This is a genomic window from Enterobacter cloacae complex sp. R_G8, from assembly GCF_024599795.1.
In the GTDB taxonomy this organism is placed as follows: Bacteria; Pseudomonadota; Gammaproteobacteria; order Enterobacterales; family Enterobacteriaceae; genus Enterobacter; species Enterobacter dissolvens.
The window spans coordinates 3,578,962-3,593,856 of the sequence record NZ_CP102246.1; the positions used below are offsets into that span (position 1 = coordinate 3,578,962).

At 57.2% G+C, this 14,895-nt stretch carries 10 protein-coding genes; 6 read left to right on the top strand and 4 right to left on the bottom strand.

Annotated features, from left to right (window positions below):
* The first annotated feature begins 3 nt into the window (after nt 1–3).
* From NQ842_RS17005 to NQ842_RS17015, 3 genes are all read left to right on the top strand, one after another.
* Entirely contained in the window at nt 4–2,436 is a 2,433-nt protein-coding gene (locus tag NQ842_RS17005) for a formate C-acetyltransferase/glycerol dehydratase family glycyl radical enzyme (RefSeq protein ID WP_257256109.1), read from the top strand.
* Between the two features lie 154 nt (nt 2,437–2,590).
* Complete coding sequence (locus NQ842_RS17010; RefSeq protein WP_257256110.1) at nt 2,591–3,406, top strand: Cof-type HAD-IIB family hydrolase; 816 nt, start codon at nt 2,591–2,593, stop codon at nt 3,404–3,406.
* Nucleotides 3,407–3,557: 151 nt separating this feature from the next.
* Nucleotides 3,558–4,814, top strand: a complete 1,257-nt coding sequence (locus NQ842_RS17015) for a DUF1479 domain-containing protein (protein WP_153908383.1) — start codon at nt 3,558–3,560, stop codon at nt 4,812–4,814.
* Here the strand turns inward: NQ842_RS17015 and NQ842_RS17020 are convergent.
* The gene (locus NQ842_RS17020; RefSeq protein WP_046888102.1) at nt 4,811–5,884 is read right to left on the bottom strand and encodes a LacI family DNA-binding transcriptional regulator; all 1,074 of its coding nucleotides are present in this window, start codon (nt 5,882–5,884) and stop codon (nt 4,811–4,813) included. The genes NQ842_RS17015 and NQ842_RS17020 overlap by 4 nt on opposite strands.
* 288 nt (nt 5,885–6,172) lie before the next feature.
* Between NQ842_RS17020 and NQ842_RS17025 the strand changes: the two genes are divergently transcribed.
* Both NQ842_RS17025 and NQ842_RS17030 read left to right on the top strand, forming a co-directional pair.
* Nucleotides 6,173–7,474: an MFS transporter gene (locus NQ842_RS17025; RefSeq protein WP_014831193.1), complete on the top strand. Its 1,302-nt coding sequence runs from the start codon at nt 6,173–6,175 to the stop codon at nt 7,472–7,474.
* 17 nt (nt 7,475–7,491) lie between these two features.
* On the top strand, nt 7,492–9,855 hold the full coding sequence (locus NQ842_RS17030) for a glycoside hydrolase family 31 protein (protein ID WP_257256111.1): 2,364 nt from the start codon (nt 7,492–7,494) through the stop codon (nt 9,853–9,855).
* Nucleotides 9,856–10,042: 187 nt separating this feature from the next.
* Here the strand turns inward: NQ842_RS17030 and NQ842_RS17035 are convergent, their stop codons facing one another.
* Nucleotides 10,043–11,638: an ABC-F family ATPase gene (locus NQ842_RS17035; protein ID WP_014831191.1), complete on the bottom strand. Its 1,596-nt coding sequence runs from the start codon at nt 11,636–11,638 to the stop codon at nt 10,043–10,045.
* Nucleotides 11,639–11,859: 221 nt separating this feature from the next.
* Between NQ842_RS17035 and ldtB the strand changes: the two genes are divergently transcribed.
* Nucleotides 11,860–12,780 carry a L,D-transpeptidase gene (gene ldtB, locus NQ842_RS17040; RefSeq protein ID WP_014831190.1) on the top strand — a complete coding sequence of 307 codons (921 nt, stop codon included), beginning with the start codon at nt 11,860–11,862 and terminating at the stop codon, nt 12,778–12,780.
* 43 nt (nt 12,781–12,823) lie between these two features.
* Here the strand turns inward: ldtB and NQ842_RS17045 are convergent, their stop codons facing one another.
* Together NQ842_RS17045 and NQ842_RS17050 are read right to left on the bottom strand one after the other, a co-directional pair.
* Nucleotides 12,824–13,540 (bottom strand): GntR family transcriptional regulator, encoded by a 717-nt coding sequence (locus NQ842_RS17045; RefSeq protein ID WP_046888100.1) that lies wholly within the window; start codon nt 13,538–13,540, stop codon nt 12,824–12,826.
* A 15-nt stretch (nt 13,541–13,555) separates the two neighbouring features.
* Entirely contained in the window at nt 13,556–14,878 is a 1,323-nt protein-coding gene (locus tag NQ842_RS17050; RefSeq protein ID WP_257256112.1) for a PTS sugar transporter subunit IIC, read from the bottom strand.
* Between the last annotated feature and the right edge of the window lie 17 nt (nt 14,879–14,895).

Sequence of the window (14,895 nt, forward strand, 5' to 3'; positions counted from 1 at the left end):
ACGATGACTACCCTGAATCTCAACACCCTCAGCGAGCGCATTAAAGCGCACAAAATGGCCCTGGTGCATATCGTGAAGCCGCCGGTCTGTACCGAGCGCGCGCAGCACTACACTGAAATGTACCAGCAGCATATGGATAAACCGATCCCGGTGCGTCGCGCGCTGGCGCTGGCGCATCATCTCGCGCAGCGCACCATCTGGATCAAACACGATGAGCTGATCGTCGGTAACCAGGCAAGTGAAGTGCGCGCCGCGCCGATCTTCCCGGAATATACCGTCTCCTGGATTGAGAAAGAGATTGACGATCTGGCGGACCGCCCCGGCGCAGGCTTTGCGGTCAGCGAAGAGAATAAGCGCGTCCTGCATGAGATCTGCCCGTGGTGGCGCGGCCAGACGGTACAGGATCGCTGTTACGGCATGTTCACCGACGAGCAGAAAAGCCTGCTGGAGACCGGCATTATCAAAGCCGAAGGCAACATGACCTCCGGCGATGCGCACCTGGCGGTAAACTTCCCGCTGGTGCTGGAAAAAGGGCTCGACGGCCTGCGCGCTAAAGTGGCCGAGCGCCGCTCGCGCATCAACCTGACGGTGCTGGACGACCTGCACGGCGATCAGTTCCTGAAAGCGATTGATATCGTGCTGGAGGCGGTAAGTCTGCATATCGAACGTTTCGCAGCCCTGGCGCGTGAAATGGCGGCCACTGAAACCCGTGAAAACCGCCGCGACGAACTGCTGGCGATAGCGGAAAACTGTGACGCGATTGCCCATGAACCGCCAAAAACCTTCTGGCAGGCGCTGCAGCTGTGCTACTTCATTCAGCTGATCCTGCAGATTGAGTCCAACGGCCACTCCGTGTCGTTCGCCCGTATGGACCAGTATCTCTACCCGTACTACCGTCGCGACGTAGAGCTGAACCACAGCCTCGACCGCGAGCACGCCATCGAGCTTCTGCACAGCTGCTGGCTGAAGCTGCTGGAAGTGAACAAGATCCGCTCCGGCTCGCACTCCAAAGCCTCTGCCGGCAGCCCGCTGTACCAGAACGTCACCATCGGCGGTCAGAAGCTGGTCAACGGTGAGCCGATGGACGCGGTCAACCCGCTCTCATACGCGATTCTGGAGTCCTGCGGTCGTCTGCGCTCCACCCAGCCAAACCTGAGCGTGCGTTATCACGCAGGGATGAGCAACGACTTCCTCGACGCCTGCGTGCAGGTGATCCGCTGCGGCTTCGGCATGCCGGCGTTCAACAACGATGAAATCGTGATCCCGGAATTCATCAAGCTCGGCGTGGAAAAAGAAGATGCGTACGATTATGCCGCCATCGGCTGCATCGAAACCGCCGTAGGCGGCAAGTGGGGCTACCGCTGCACCGGCATGAGCTTTATTAACTTCGCCCGCGTGATGCTCGCCGCGCTGGAAGGCGGCCGCGATGCCACCAGCGGGAAAGTGTTCCTGCCGCAGGAGAAAGCGCTCTCTGCTGGTAACTTCGGCAATTTCGACGAGGTGATGACGGCCTGGGATAACCAGATCCGCTATTACACCCGTAAATCCATCGAGATTGAGTATGTCGTGGACACCATGCTGGAAGAGAATGTCCACGATATCCTCTGCTCGGCGCTGGTGGATGACTGTATTGAGCGGGCGAAAAGCATCAAGCAGGGCGGCGCGAAGTATGACTGGGTCTCCGGCCTGCAGGTGGGGATCGCCAACCTCGGTAACAGCCTGGCGGCGGTGAAGAAACTGGTGTTCGAGCAGGGCGTCATTGGTCAGCAACAGCTGGCGGCGGCGCTGGCGGATGATTTCGACGGATTGACCCACGAGCAGCTGCGTCAGCGTCTTATCAACGGTGCGCCGAAGTACGGCAACGATGACGACAGTGTGGACATGCTGCTGACCCGTGCTTATCAGACCTACATTGACGAGCTGAAGCAGTATCACAACCCGCGTTACGGCCGTGGCCCCATTGGCGGTAACTACTACGCGGGCACGTCCTCCATCTCCGCAAACGTGCCGTTTGGTGCAGCGACAATGGCGACGCCGGACGGACGCAAAGCGCACACCCCGCTGGCGGAAGGCGCCAGTCCGGCCTCCGGTACCGATCACCTCGGTCCAACGGCGGTGATCGGCTCCGTGGGTAAACTGCCGACCGAAGCCATTCTTGGCGGCGTGCTGTTAAACCAGAAGCTGAACCCGTCGACGCTGGAAAACGACAGCGACCGTCAGAAGCTGATGGTGCTGCTGCGTACCTTCTTCGAGGTGCATAAAGGCTGGCATATTCAGTACAACATCGTCTCACGCGAAACGCTGCTGGACGCGAAGAAACACCCGGACCAGTATCGTGACCTGGTGGTACGCGTCGCAGGCTACTCGGCGTTCTTCACCGCCCTGTCGCCGGATGCGCAGGACGATATCATTGCGCGTACGGAGCATACGCTGTAACGAAGTATCCCCTCTCCCACCGGGAGAGGGAAAAAAGACTTAAAGCGGCAACGTCGGTTGCCGTTTTGCTTTTACTTTCGAATGAAATTAAATTTGTGCTCTCCGTCACCTTGTTATTAGAATGTTTCAAAACGCAGTGACCCAGGAGCACAGTATGACCGTTAAAGTTATCGTCACCGATATGGACGGAACTTTCCTTGATGATGCCAAGCAATACGATCGTGACCGCTTTCAGGCACAGTTTGAGCAGCTTAAAGCCCGTAATATTGAATTTGTTGTCGCCAGCGGTAACCAGTATTACCAGCTCATCTCCTTCTTCCCGGAACTGAAAGATCAGATCTCCTTTGTGGCGGAAAACGGTGCGCTGGTCTTCGATCACGGTGAACAAATTTTCCACGGCGAGCTGACGCGTCATGAGTCGCAAATCGTTATTGGCGAACTGCTGAAAGACAAAGGGCTGAACTTTGTGGCCTGCGGTCTCGACAGCGCTTACGTCAGCGCTCAGGCCCCGGAGGCGTTCGTGGCGCTGATGTCAAAGCACTATCACCGCTTAAAGCGTATCAGCGACTACCGCGACATTAACGACGTGCTGTTCAAGTTCTCCCTGAACCTGCCGGACAGCGATATCCCGAATCTGGTCGATAAACTGCATGTCTCCCTGGACGGCATTATGAAGCCGGTCACCAGCGGCTTTGGTTTTGTCGATTTGATTATCCCCGGCCTGCACAAAGCCAATGGCATCAGCCGTCTGCTGAAACGCTGGAAAGTCTCCCCGCAGGAGTGCGTGGGTATTGGCGACAGCGGCAATGACGCGGAGATGCTGAAGCTGGTGAAATACGCCTTTGCGATGGGCAACGCGGCCGAAAGCATTAAAGCGGTGAGCCGCTACAGCACCGACGACAACAACCACCATGGCGCGCTGAACGTTATTCAGGCGGTGCTTGATCACCACTCCCCGTTCGACGCCTGATTCCCTTCCTGCCGGAGCCGCGCTCCGGCCCCCCTCACTCTTTTTCCATCCTGTGCTACCCGTCAAGTTTTTAAACTTGCATTAACCAATTTTTAACTTAAAGTATCACTTGTAGACATTTTTACTTTCGAATGAAAGATGCGAGGCAGTTATGACGTTTACCAGTGAAACTTTGCCGGCGGATCACAAAGCCGCAATCCGTGAGATGAAGCGCGAGCTACGGGCGCAAATCGGCGATGTGCAGGCGGTGTTCGATAAGCTCAGCGATACCATCGCGACCCGCGTGGCGGAAATTAACGCCCTGAAAAACAAAGGCGAGCCCGTCTGGCCGGTGATCCCGTTTGCGGATGTGAAAAATGGCACCATCACATCCGCGCAGCGCGAGGCGATCAAACGCCGGGGTTGCGCGGTGATCAAAGGTCATTTCCCGCGCGAGCAGGCGCTGGCATGGGATCAATCAATGCTCGACTACCTCGATCTCAACCAGTTTGATGAAGTCTATAAAGGGCCCGGCGATAACTTCTTTGGTACCTTAACGGCGTCTCGCCCGGAGATTTACCCTATCTACTGGTCACAGGCGCAAATGCAGGCGCGCCAGAGTGAAGAGATGGCGCAGGTGCAGTCGTTCCTGAACCGTTTATGGACATTCGAGAGCAACGGCAAGCAGTGGTTCGACCCGGACGTGAGCGTGATTTACCCGGACCGTATCCGCCGCCGTCCGCCGGGAACCACCTCGAAAGGGCTGGGCGCGCATACCGACTCCGGTGCGCTGGAGCGCTGGCTGCTGCCCGCGTATCAGCAGGTCTTCGCCCGCGTCTTTGACGGCAACGTCGATAAGTACGATCCGTGGAACGCCGCGCACCGTACCCAAGTGGAAGAGTACACCGTGGATAACACCACCAAATGCTCGGTGTTCCGCACCTTCCAGGGCTGGACGGCGCTGTCGGACATGATCCCGGGCCAGGGGCTGCTGCACGTGGTGCCAATCCCGGAAGCGATGGCTTATATTCTGCTGCGTCCATTGCTGGATGACGTGCCGGAGGACGAACTGTGCGGCGTCGCGCCGGGGCGCGTTCTGCCGGTGTCAGAGAAATGGCACCCGCTGCTTATCGAAGCGCTCACCAGCATTCCGGCGCTGGAGGCGGGCGATTCGGTGTGGTGGCACTGCGATGTGATCCACTCCGTCGCGCCGGTTGAGGATCAGCAGGGCTGGGGCAACGTGATGTACATTCCTGCCGCGCCGATGTGCGAGAAGAATCTCGCCTACGCGAAAAAGGTGAAAGCGGCGCTGGAAACCGGGGCATCGCCGGGTGATTTCCCACGCGAGGATTATGAAAAAACCTGGCAGGATCGCTTTACCGTGGCCGATCTCAATATCCACGGCAAGCGTGCGCTGGGCATGGCTTAACTGTCGTACAGCCCTTCCCGCTCAACGGCGGTGCGTCGTTTGCCCTGACGTATCCGCCGGACCGATTCCCGCACGGTCAGGGTGCCGTTAAGCAACAATGTTCCCACCGGTGCCTCCGGGCGCATCAGCCGCTGCTGGAGCATATGCACCGCTTCGGTGCCCAGCTCATCGCGTGGAACATGCACCGCGGTTAACGGTACATCCTGAATCGCCGCCAGATTAAAGCCGTCAATGCTCATCACCGAAATATCCTGCGGTACGCGCAACCCCTGTTTTTGCAGGGCGCTGATGGTGCCCGCCGCCATAAAGTCGCCCCCCACCAGAAACGCGGTAGGCAAATCTTTTCCCTGCATGTGGATCAGCCAGTCGGTGACCAGTTGCTCCGTTTCGCGTGCGCTGAAGCTCGGCGCCACCAGCAAATCGCGTTTATCGTTGAACGTCAGATTGTGTGACTGCCACGCATCGCGGATCCCGGCGAGGCGCAGCTCCATGGTGTAACGCCGCAGGCAAAGCACGTTCATCACCTCACGGTGCCCCATTTCAAACAGATAGTCCGCCGCCCGCTCGCCAATGGCCCGATGGTCCGGCGCGACGGCAGGCAGGCGCATATGCCGGTCGCGGCAGTTAATCAACATGCAGGGTTTACCGACATCCACCGCCAGGTCGTGGATATGCGGATCGTCGATGCCGAGGAGGATGGCGGCCTGGGTGTCCGGCTCGTTCATTCGCGCCAGAAACAGCTGGGCATCGCTGTCGTTCTCCTCCAGCGCGCAGTAGCGCAGACGCACATCGTACGAGGCCAGACCTTTGCTTACGCTCTGGATCACACGGTAGTAAAAGATGTCAGACCGCTCGTCAAACGCGCGCTGTGGGGCGAACACAACAAGACTGTTGAGCAGCAAACGGCCCGCAGCCATTCCGTCCAGCACCCCCAGCTCGCGCGCGCATGCCAGCACCTTCGCACGTGCTTTTTCACTGGTGTTCGCCTTCCCGGCCAGGACCCGCGAAACGGTGCTGATGGAGAGCTGGGTCCGGGCGGCGATTTCGGTGATTTTTAGCCTTTTGTCCATTTTGTGATCTGGCTCCATTTGCGAAATGACAAAATTTTCATAGCGTGCATATCAGGCAATAGCTGATGTCAAAGCCATGATGCCAAATGATGATGTTCAGTTATGAGAAATTTTGCACAAAATCCACTATTGCCCACTCATTTTCTCCCTTAAGGTGAACTTGTCACACAACTTCCATACTAGTTGTATAGCAACTTAAGCATTCTAAACGGATAGAAATCAAAGGCATAACAAACTGTGTGACACCTGAACCTCCGTCCCCTTACCGTCCGTCTTGTGGAGAGTAAAATGAGTCAGGACATTAATAACACCGTTGCGGCAAGCAAAACCCGTCGCGTCATTAAAAACCTGCGCTGGTATGTACTGGTGCTGTTCTTACTTGGCGTCACCGTTAACTACATCACCCGAAACTCACTTGGGATCCTCGCCCCGGAACTGAAAGAGAGCCTCGGGATCACTACCGAGCAGTACTCCTGGATTGTCGGGGCATTCCAGATCGCCTACACCATTTTCCAGCCCCTGTGCGGCTGGCTGATTGACGTGATCGGCCTGAAGATTGGCTTTATGGTCTGCGCCGGGATTTGGGCGCTGATGTGTATCTTCCACGCGGGTGCCGGAAGCTGGCTGCACCTGGCGATCCTGCGCTTCTTTATGGGCGCCTCTGAAGCCGCCGCCACGCCCGCAAACGCCAAAACCATTGGTGAATGGTTCCCGAAATCGGAACGTCCTGTGGCCGCCGGCTGGGCCGGCGTGGGCTTCTCCATCGGCGCGATGCTGGCCCCGCCTATCATTTACTTCGCGCACGCCTCGTTTGGCTGGCAGGGTGCGTTTATGTTTACCGGTGTGCTGGCGCTGCTGTGGGTGATCCTGTGGTGGGCGTTCTACCACAACCCGGAGCAGCACCCGAACCTGAGCAAGGACGAACTGGCGTTTATCAAGCAGGATAACGAGCCGCCTGCGGTAAAACTGCCCTTCCTGACCGCGCTGAAAACCGTCTCAAAAAATAAACGCTTCTACGGTATCGCCATCCCGGCCTTTATGGCGGAACCGGCCTGGGCGGTACTGAGTTTCTGGGTGCCGCTGTATCTCGCCAAGGAGCACGGCATGGACCTGAAGCAGATCGCGATGTTTGCCTGGCTGCCGTTCCTGGCCGCCGATCTCGGCAGCGTGGCGAGCGGTTACCTCACCCGTCTGTATACCCGCCTGTTTGGCTGCTCCCGCGTCAACTCCGTGGTGGCAAGCTCCGTCACCGGCGCGTTCCTGATGATCTCTCTGGCGGTGGTCGCCATTACCCGCGACCCATACATCACCATCGTGCTGATCTCCATCGGCGGTTTCGGGCATCAGATCATCTCCTGCATGCTCAGCGCCCTGGTGGTGGAGTCGTTCGATAAAGGCCAGATGGCGACCGTTAACGGTATGCGCGGCTCGGCGGCGTGGATCGCCAGCTTCCTGTTCTCGCTGTTGATTGGTGTGACCGCCGACAAAATCGGCTTCAACCCGCTCTTTATTGCCATGGGTTTCTTTGACCTGATTGGCGCTGTTTTCCTGGTGGCATTTATTGCTGAACGTCGCGCCAAGCGCGCCTGATAGTGGATGTATTGCATATGAAAACCCTGAAAAACTGGACCGTCGATAAGCAGTCGGCCAACCATCTGGAACTGCTGGTGGATAACCAGCACCGCCTGTGCCTGTATGTGCTGGAAGAGAACCTGTTCCGCGTACTGATCAAACGTAAAGGTGAGCTGACGCTGGACCGCACCTGGAGCATCGCCCCGGAAGAAGATGTACCGTGGGAAGGCCGTCGTCGCGACGATCTGAGCGGCTTCACCTGCCCTGCCTGGACCCTAAGCCAGCAGGATGAGGGGCTGACAATTGCCACCGAACAGCTGCGCGTGACCGTTCATCAGCCGCTGTGGCTGGAGTGGCACTATCGCAATGACGCCGGTGAATGGCAGCCGCTGGTCAATGACCGCCCGACCAGCGCCTATCTGTTGAACGCTCACGGTGACGGGGTGGCGCACTACCTGAGCCGTCGCAAGGACGAGCGTTTTTACGGCCTGGGTGAGAAAGCGGGCGACCTGCAGCGCAACGGTAAGCGCTTCGAGATGCGTAACCTCGACGCCATGGGCTACAACGCGGCCAGCACCGACCCGCTGTACAAACACATCCCGTTTACCCTTACCCGCCGCGATGATGTGAGTTACGGCCTGTTCTACGACAACCTGAGCAGCTGCTGGCTGGATCTGGGCAACGAGATTGATAACTACCACACCGCCTACCGTCGCTGGCAGGCGGAAGCGGGTGATATCGATTATTACCTCTTTACCGGCAAACGGGTGCTGGACGTCACCAAAGCCTTTGTGCGCCTGACCGGGAAAACCCTGTTCGGGCCAAAGTGGAGCCTGGGCTACAGCGGGTCGACCATGCATTACACCGACGCGCCGGACGCACAGAACCAGCTGATGAACTTTATTCGTCTGTGCGAAGAGCATGCGATCCCGTGCGACTCGTTCCAGCTCTCGTCGGGTTATACCTCGATCAACGGCAAGCGCTACGTCTTTAACTGGAACTACGACAAAGTGCCGCAACCGAAGGTAATGACCCAGGCATTCCACGACGCGGGGCTGCGGCTGGCGGCAAACATCAAGCCGTGCCTGCTGCAGGACCACCCGCGCTACAGCGAAGTGGCGGAAAACGGCCTGTTCATTCGTGATTCAGAAACCGACGCGCCAGAACGCTCCAGCTTCTGGGATGACGAAGGTTCCCACCTCGACTTTACCAACCCGCAGACGGTGAAATGGTGGCAGGAAGGGGTCACCACGCAGCTGCTGGAGATGGGGATCGACTCCACCTGGAACGATAACAATGAGTACGAAGTGTGGGACGGCGAAGCGCGCTGTCATGGTTTTGGCAAGGAAATCGCCATCAAACACATCCGCCCGGTGATGCCGCTGCTGATGATGCGCGCCTCGCTGGAAGCGCAGCAGCGGTTTGCCCCGGAAAAGCGCCCGTATCTGATCTCCCGTTCCGGCTGCGCCGGGATGCAACGTTACGTTCAGACCTGGAGCGGCGATAACCGCACCAACTGGGAAACCCTGCGCTATAACATCCGCATGGGGCTGGGTATGAGCCTGTCCGGGCTGTTTAACGTTGGCCATGACGTCGGCGGTTTTTCTGGCGACAAACCCGACGCCGAGCTGTTTGTCCGCTGGGTGCAGAACGGCGTGATGCACCCGCGCTTTACCATTCACTCCTGGAATGACGATCACACGGTAAACGAGCCGTGGATGTATCCGGGCGTCACCCCCGCTATTCGCGGTGCCATTGAGCTGCGCTATCGTCTGCTGCCGTATCTCTACACCCTGCTCTGGCAGGCACATGCTGACGACGAACCGATGCTGCGCCCAACCTTCCTCGACCACGAACACGATGCGCAGACCTTTGAAGAGTGCGACGAGTTCCTGCTGGGCCGTGACCTGCTGGTGGCAAGCGTGGTGGAGGCCGGACAGCGCGAGCGCCGTCTCTGGCTGCCGGATAACGAAACCGGCTGGTACGATTTTTACACCCACGCGTGGTACGCGGGCGGGCAGTGGATCGCCCTGGATGCGCCGCTGGAAAAACTGCCGCTGCTGGTGCGCGCCGGGGCCGGTCTGCCGCTCAGCGAACGCATCACTCACGTCAGCGCGGAAAAAGACGACACCCGCGAGCTGAAGCTGTTCCCGGTCAAAGGCGTGGGCACCAGCAGCGGTCTGCTGTTTGAAGATGACGGTGAAAGCTGGGGCTATCAGAACGGCAATGCGCTGTGGGTGGAGTGGGAAATGGTGTGCGATGGGGCGACCATCAACCTGAAGGTCAATGCGCGCGGGGATTATCGTCCGGCGTGGAAAGCACTGAAGGTGTCATTACCGGCGGGGGAAAAACGTACGCTGCGGGTGAATGGTGTTGAAGGGAGTGAGTGGGTGGTGTAGTGCGGCCTGATGCCCTCACCCTAACCCTCTCCCACCGGGAGAGGGAATAAAAGCACTACATCTTTCCCTAAGTATTTCGCGCTGCAGGAAGGCGGCAAACCAGTGAATCCCCGGGAGCTTACATAAGTAAGTGACCGGGGTGAACAGGTGAAGCCAACGCATCTGCAGCGTGAAAGACGACGGGAAATTAGCTTTCGATACCTTTACTGCGCAGATAATCTTCATAGTTACCGGTGAAGTCCACCACGCGCTCTGGCGTAATTTCAATCACGCGGGTCGCCAGCGAGCTGACGAACTCACGGTCGTGAGAAACGAAGATCAGGGTGCCCTGATACATCTCCAGCGCCATGTTCAGCGATTCGATAGATTCCATATCCAGGTGGTTGGTGGGTTCGTCCATCACCAGAATGTTCGGTTTTTCCATCATCAGCTTGCCGAACAGCATACGGCCCTTCTCTCCACCGGAGAGCACTTTGGCAGGCTTCTTGATGTCGTCCTGGCTGAACAGCAGACGCCCCAGAATACTGCGCACCGCCTGCTCATCGTCCCCTTCCTGCTTCCACTGGCTCATCCAGTCGAAGACGGTCAGGTCGTTTTCAAATTCATACTCGTGATCCTGCGCGTAATAACCAATTTGCGCGTTTTCGGACCATTTCACGCTCCCGTTGTCCGGTTGCAGTTCGCCGACCAGGGTTTTCAGCATGGTGGATTTACCCACGCCGTTGGCACCCAGAATGGCGATCTTCTCGCCCACTTCCAGCAGCAGGTTGAAGTTTTTAAACAGCGGGCCTTCATCAAAACCTTTGGTAAGGGCTTCCACTTCCAGCGCGTTACGGAACAGTTTCTTGTCCTGCTCGAAACGGATGAACGGGTTCTGACGGCTTGAAGCTTTAACCTCTTCCAGCTTGATTTTGTCAATCTGGCGGGCACGCGATGTTGCCTGACGGGATTTAGAGGCGTTGGCGCTAAAGCGGCTGACGAAGGACTGCAGGTCCGCAATCTGCGCTTTCTTCTTGGCGTTATCCGCCAGCAGACGTTCACGCGCCTGGGTGGCCGCCGTCATGTATTCGTCGTAGTTGCCTGGGTAAACGCGCAGCTCACCGTAGTCCAGATCCGCCATGTGCGTACAGACCATGTTCAGGAAGTGACGGTCGTGCGAGATGATGATCATGGTGCTGTCACGGTCGTTGAGCGTCTGCTCCAGCCAGCGGATGGTGTCGATGTCCAGGTTGTTCGTCGGTTCATCGAGCAGCAGAATGTCCGGGTTAGAGAACAGCGCCTGCGCCAGCAACACACGCAGCTTCCAGCCGGGTGCCACTTCACTCATCGGGCCGTAATGCTGTTCGACCGGAATGCCTACGCCCAGCAGCAGCTCGCCCGCACGCGCTTCTGCAGAGTAACCGTCCATTTCGCCGTATTGCGTCTCCAGATCGGCCACTTTATAGCCATCTTCTTCGCTCATTTCGGCCAGCGCGTAAATACGATCGCGCTCCTGCTTCACTTCCCACAGCTCCGCGTGCCCCATGATCACGGTGTCGAGCACGGTGAACTCTTCAAAGGCAAACTGATCCTGACGCAGTTTACCGATGCGCTCGTTGGGATCGAGCGACACGTTGCCAAGCGTCGGCTCCAGGTCACCGCCGAGGATCTTCATAAAGGTGGATTTACCGCTACCGTTGGCACCAATCAGGCCGTAACGGTTGCCGCCGCCAAATTTGACGGAAATGTTTTCGAACAGCGGCTTACTGCCAAACTGCATAGTGACGTTGCTGGTAACTAACACGGGGAGATTCCTGCGAAAAGTGTGATAAACACAGCATTATGCCACAATTCCGAATTGAGATCCCGTGTTGCGACGCTCCGCTAAACTTTAACAAAATCGAAAAAAATGTGATTTCGTACACATCTGAATTCCCTGTTAGCGGGAATGCACATATAATGCGCTCCCATCACAGATTCAGACTTATCAACTCACGCCTGAATGGCTTAGATACCTCGCACAACATGAACATGAAATTAACAACGCTTTTTGCGGCGGCGTTAGCCGTAGTAGGTTTTTGCAAAACCGCTTCTGCGGTGACTTATCCGCTGCCGACAGACGGTAGCCGTCTGGTGGGTCAAAACCAGGTGGTGACGGTGCCTGAGGGTAACACCCAGCCGCTGGAGTATTTCGCAGCACAGTACCAGCTGGGCCTGTCTAACATGCTGGAAGCGAACCCGGGCGTTGACCCGTATCTGCCAAAAGCGGGTACCGTTCTCAACATCCCTCAGCAGCTGATCCTGCCGGATACCGTTCATGAAGGTATCGTCATCAACAGCGCGGAGATGCGTCTCTATTACTACCCGAAAGGCACCAACACGGTAATCGTGCTGCCAATCGGTATCGGTCAGCTGGGTAAAGATACCCCGCTGAACTGGACCACCAAAGTTGAACGTAAGAAAGCAGGCCCAACCTGGACCCCAACGGCGAAAATGCACGCGGAATACATCGCGGCAGGTGAACCGCTGCCAGCCGTGGTTCCGGCAGGCCCGGATAACCCAATGGGTCTGTACGCCCTGTACATCGGCCGCCTTTACGCCATCCACGGTACCAACGCTAACTTCGGTATCGGCCTGCGCGTCAGCCACGGCTGCGTGCGTCTGCGTAACGACGACATCAAATTCCTGTTCGAAAACGTGCCGGTCGGTACACGCGTCCAGTTCATCAACGAACCGGTTAAAGCGACCTCTGAGCCGGATGGCAGCCGTTACATTGAAGTGCACAACCCGCTGTCCACCAGCGAAGACCAGATCAACAATAACGAAATCGTTCCGATCACCCTGAACAGCGCGGTGCAGTCCGTGACCTCTCAGCCGGACGTGGAAACGACTATCGTTGACCAGGCTGTGCAGAACCGTTCCGGTATGCCGGTGCGTCTGAACTAATCGCGACGCAGCGAAAAAAGCGGGCTTCGATGCCCGCTTTTTTTTATCCATTATTCACGATCACAATCCCGCCGTGGTCGTAACGATAATGACAGTGCGCATACTCCAGCGGCGTGCCGTCTTCCAGATAGATCACCTGCTCCACCTCCAGCACCGGGTCGCTCTCCTCGCAGACCAGATGCTGCATATCCAGCGCATTCGGCTTTAGCGCCCGCACCACGCGGTACGATCCCATAATTTTCAGCCCCAGCGTCTCCTGCACATAGCGAAACACCGAGCTTTCAAGATGGCTTTTGTTCAGGCCGGGCACCAGATTAAGCGGCATTACGGTCGCGTCCAGCGACATGGGTTCACCGTTAAGCAAACGCAGACGAATGAAGTCATAGACCGGCGTATCGGCATTGATCATCAGCGAGGCTTGCTCTTTGTCGTTCGGGAAGCGCAGTTCAAAATGCACCACCTGGCTCGTTACCGTGCCCAGATGCTCCCAGGTTTTGGTCGCGCCAAAGTAGTCGCTGCCGGAGAGATCCCACTGCGACAGCTGAAGAAAGTTTTTGCGGATGAACGTCCCCTGCCCCTGACGGGTATACACCAGCCCTTCGACGATCAGCTGACGCATGGCCTGCTGAATGGTCATCCGGCTGGTATTGAACTCCGCCGCCAGCGCGAACTGGTCCGGCAGCGGTTCATTGGCGGCATACTGCTGGCTGATGATGCGTTTTTTGATTTCACGCGCTATGGTGATGTACTTCGCCGCCATCGTCCTTCCTTCTGTTTAATGTTCTATCCCACTGTTTTTCAACGCCACTCGCTCGGCAATTTTGAGGAAAGGCAGGTAGAAGAATACACCAAATACGATGATTGCCAACTGCACCACCACCGCCCGCCAGTCCCCCGCCGTCGCCAGCCAGGCACTCAGAATTGGCGGCGTAGTCCACGGGATCATCACCACGCAGCGCGACATTAATCCCAGCGTGGTGCAGAGCCAGGCGAAGTAAATGCCGATGGCGGGCAACAGGACAAACGGGATCATTAAAGGCAGGTTAAACACAATCGGCAGGCCGAAAATCACCGGCTCGTTGATGTTGAACAGACCCGGCGCCAGCGACAGACGTGCCACCTGTTTCGCCGATTGTTGCCGCGAGAAGATAAAGATGGCGATCAGCAGTGAAAGGGTGCTACCGGTACCGCCTACCATGCCAAAGGTCGGCACGAAAATGTTGTTGATGATATGCGGGATCGGCTGGCCGTTGGCAAAGGCCAGCATGTTCTCATTGGTGTTAATCAACAGGAACGGCTCCAGCACCACGCTGTTGACTACCGACTGATGAATACCCAGCGTGAAGAGGAAGTTACCGAAGCTGTAGATAAAAATCGTCCCCGGCAGGCTGGTATTGATGAGCCGCAGCGGCTGCTGGATAAAGGTGGTGATCAGGTGAATCAGATCCGTATGCAATACGTTCGCCAGCAGCGCGGCCAGAACGGCAAACAGTGAGAGCGTCAGGATGGTCGGGATCAGTGCGGTAAAAGATTTACTGACCGCCGGCGGCACGTTTTCCCCCAGTGATATTTGCAGCGCCTTAAGCCGCGAGATGGCGATAAACAGCTCCGTCGAGAGCAAGCCAATCAGCACCCCGGCGAAAATCCCGGTCGAACCAATGTTGGCGAAGGTCAGCACCTGGGTGACATTCACCGTAGTGTCGCTGCCGACGGGCGTGAGCTGCAGACGCATCGGCATCATGATAATAAAGCTGCTGACAGCGATAACCACTGCCGAGACCGGATTGTCGAAATCCTTGTTGCGCGCCAGCGACCAGGCAATCATCGGCGCCAGCAGCAGCGCGGCGATGTTCAGCGTGCCGTTGATAATCGCCTCGCCCCACACCTTAAACTGCACGAGCGTGTCGCCGTCAAAAATCCATGGGAACACCACATTGTTCACCAGTACCGCCAGTCCGGCGAGGATGAAAATCGGCATCACCGTGGCGAAGGCATCGCGCAGGGAGCGAAGATGCACCTGGTTTGCCAGGCGCGCCGAGAACTCAACAAATTTATCGACAAAGGACTGCATATGCGGTGTGATTTTTGTTTCAGACATAGCGGATAGTTCCCATC

Excerpts from the sequence above, each read along its gene's own strand:
- NQ842_RS17050 (WP_257256112.1), bottom strand. The coding sequence starts at position 14,878 with ATGTCTGAAACAAAAATCACACCGCATATGCAGTCCTTTGTCGATAAA.
- NQ842_RS17010 (WP_257256110.1), top strand. The coding sequence starts at position 2,591 with ATGACCGTTAAAGTTATCGTCACCGATATGGACGGAACTTTCCTTGAT.
- NQ842_RS17030 (WP_257256111.1), top strand. The coding sequence starts at position 7,492 with ATGAAAACCCTGAAAAACTGGACCGTCGATAAGCAGTCGGCCAACCAT.
- NQ842_RS17025 (WP_014831193.1), top strand. The coding sequence starts at position 6,173 with ATGAGTCAGGACATTAATAACACCGTTGCGGCAAGCAAAACCCGTCGC.
- ldtB (WP_014831190.1), top strand. The coding sequence starts at position 11,860 with ATGAACATGAAATTAACAACGCTTTTTGCGGCGGCGTTAGCCGTAGTA.
- NQ842_RS17005 (WP_257256109.1), top strand. The coding sequence starts at position 4 with ATGACTACCCTGAATCTCAACACCCTCAGCGAGCGCATTAAAGCGCAC.
- NQ842_RS17020 (WP_046888102.1), bottom strand. The coding sequence starts at position 5,884 with ATGGACAAAAGGCTAAAAATCACCGAAATCGCCGCCCGGACCCAGCTC.
- NQ842_RS17045 (WP_046888100.1), bottom strand. The coding sequence starts at position 13,540 with ATGGCGGCGAAGTACATCACCATAGCGCGTGAAATCAAAAAACGCATC.
- NQ842_RS17015 (WP_153908383.1), top strand. The coding sequence starts at position 3,558 with ATGACGTTTACCAGTGAAACTTTGCCGGCGGATCACAAAGCCGCAATC.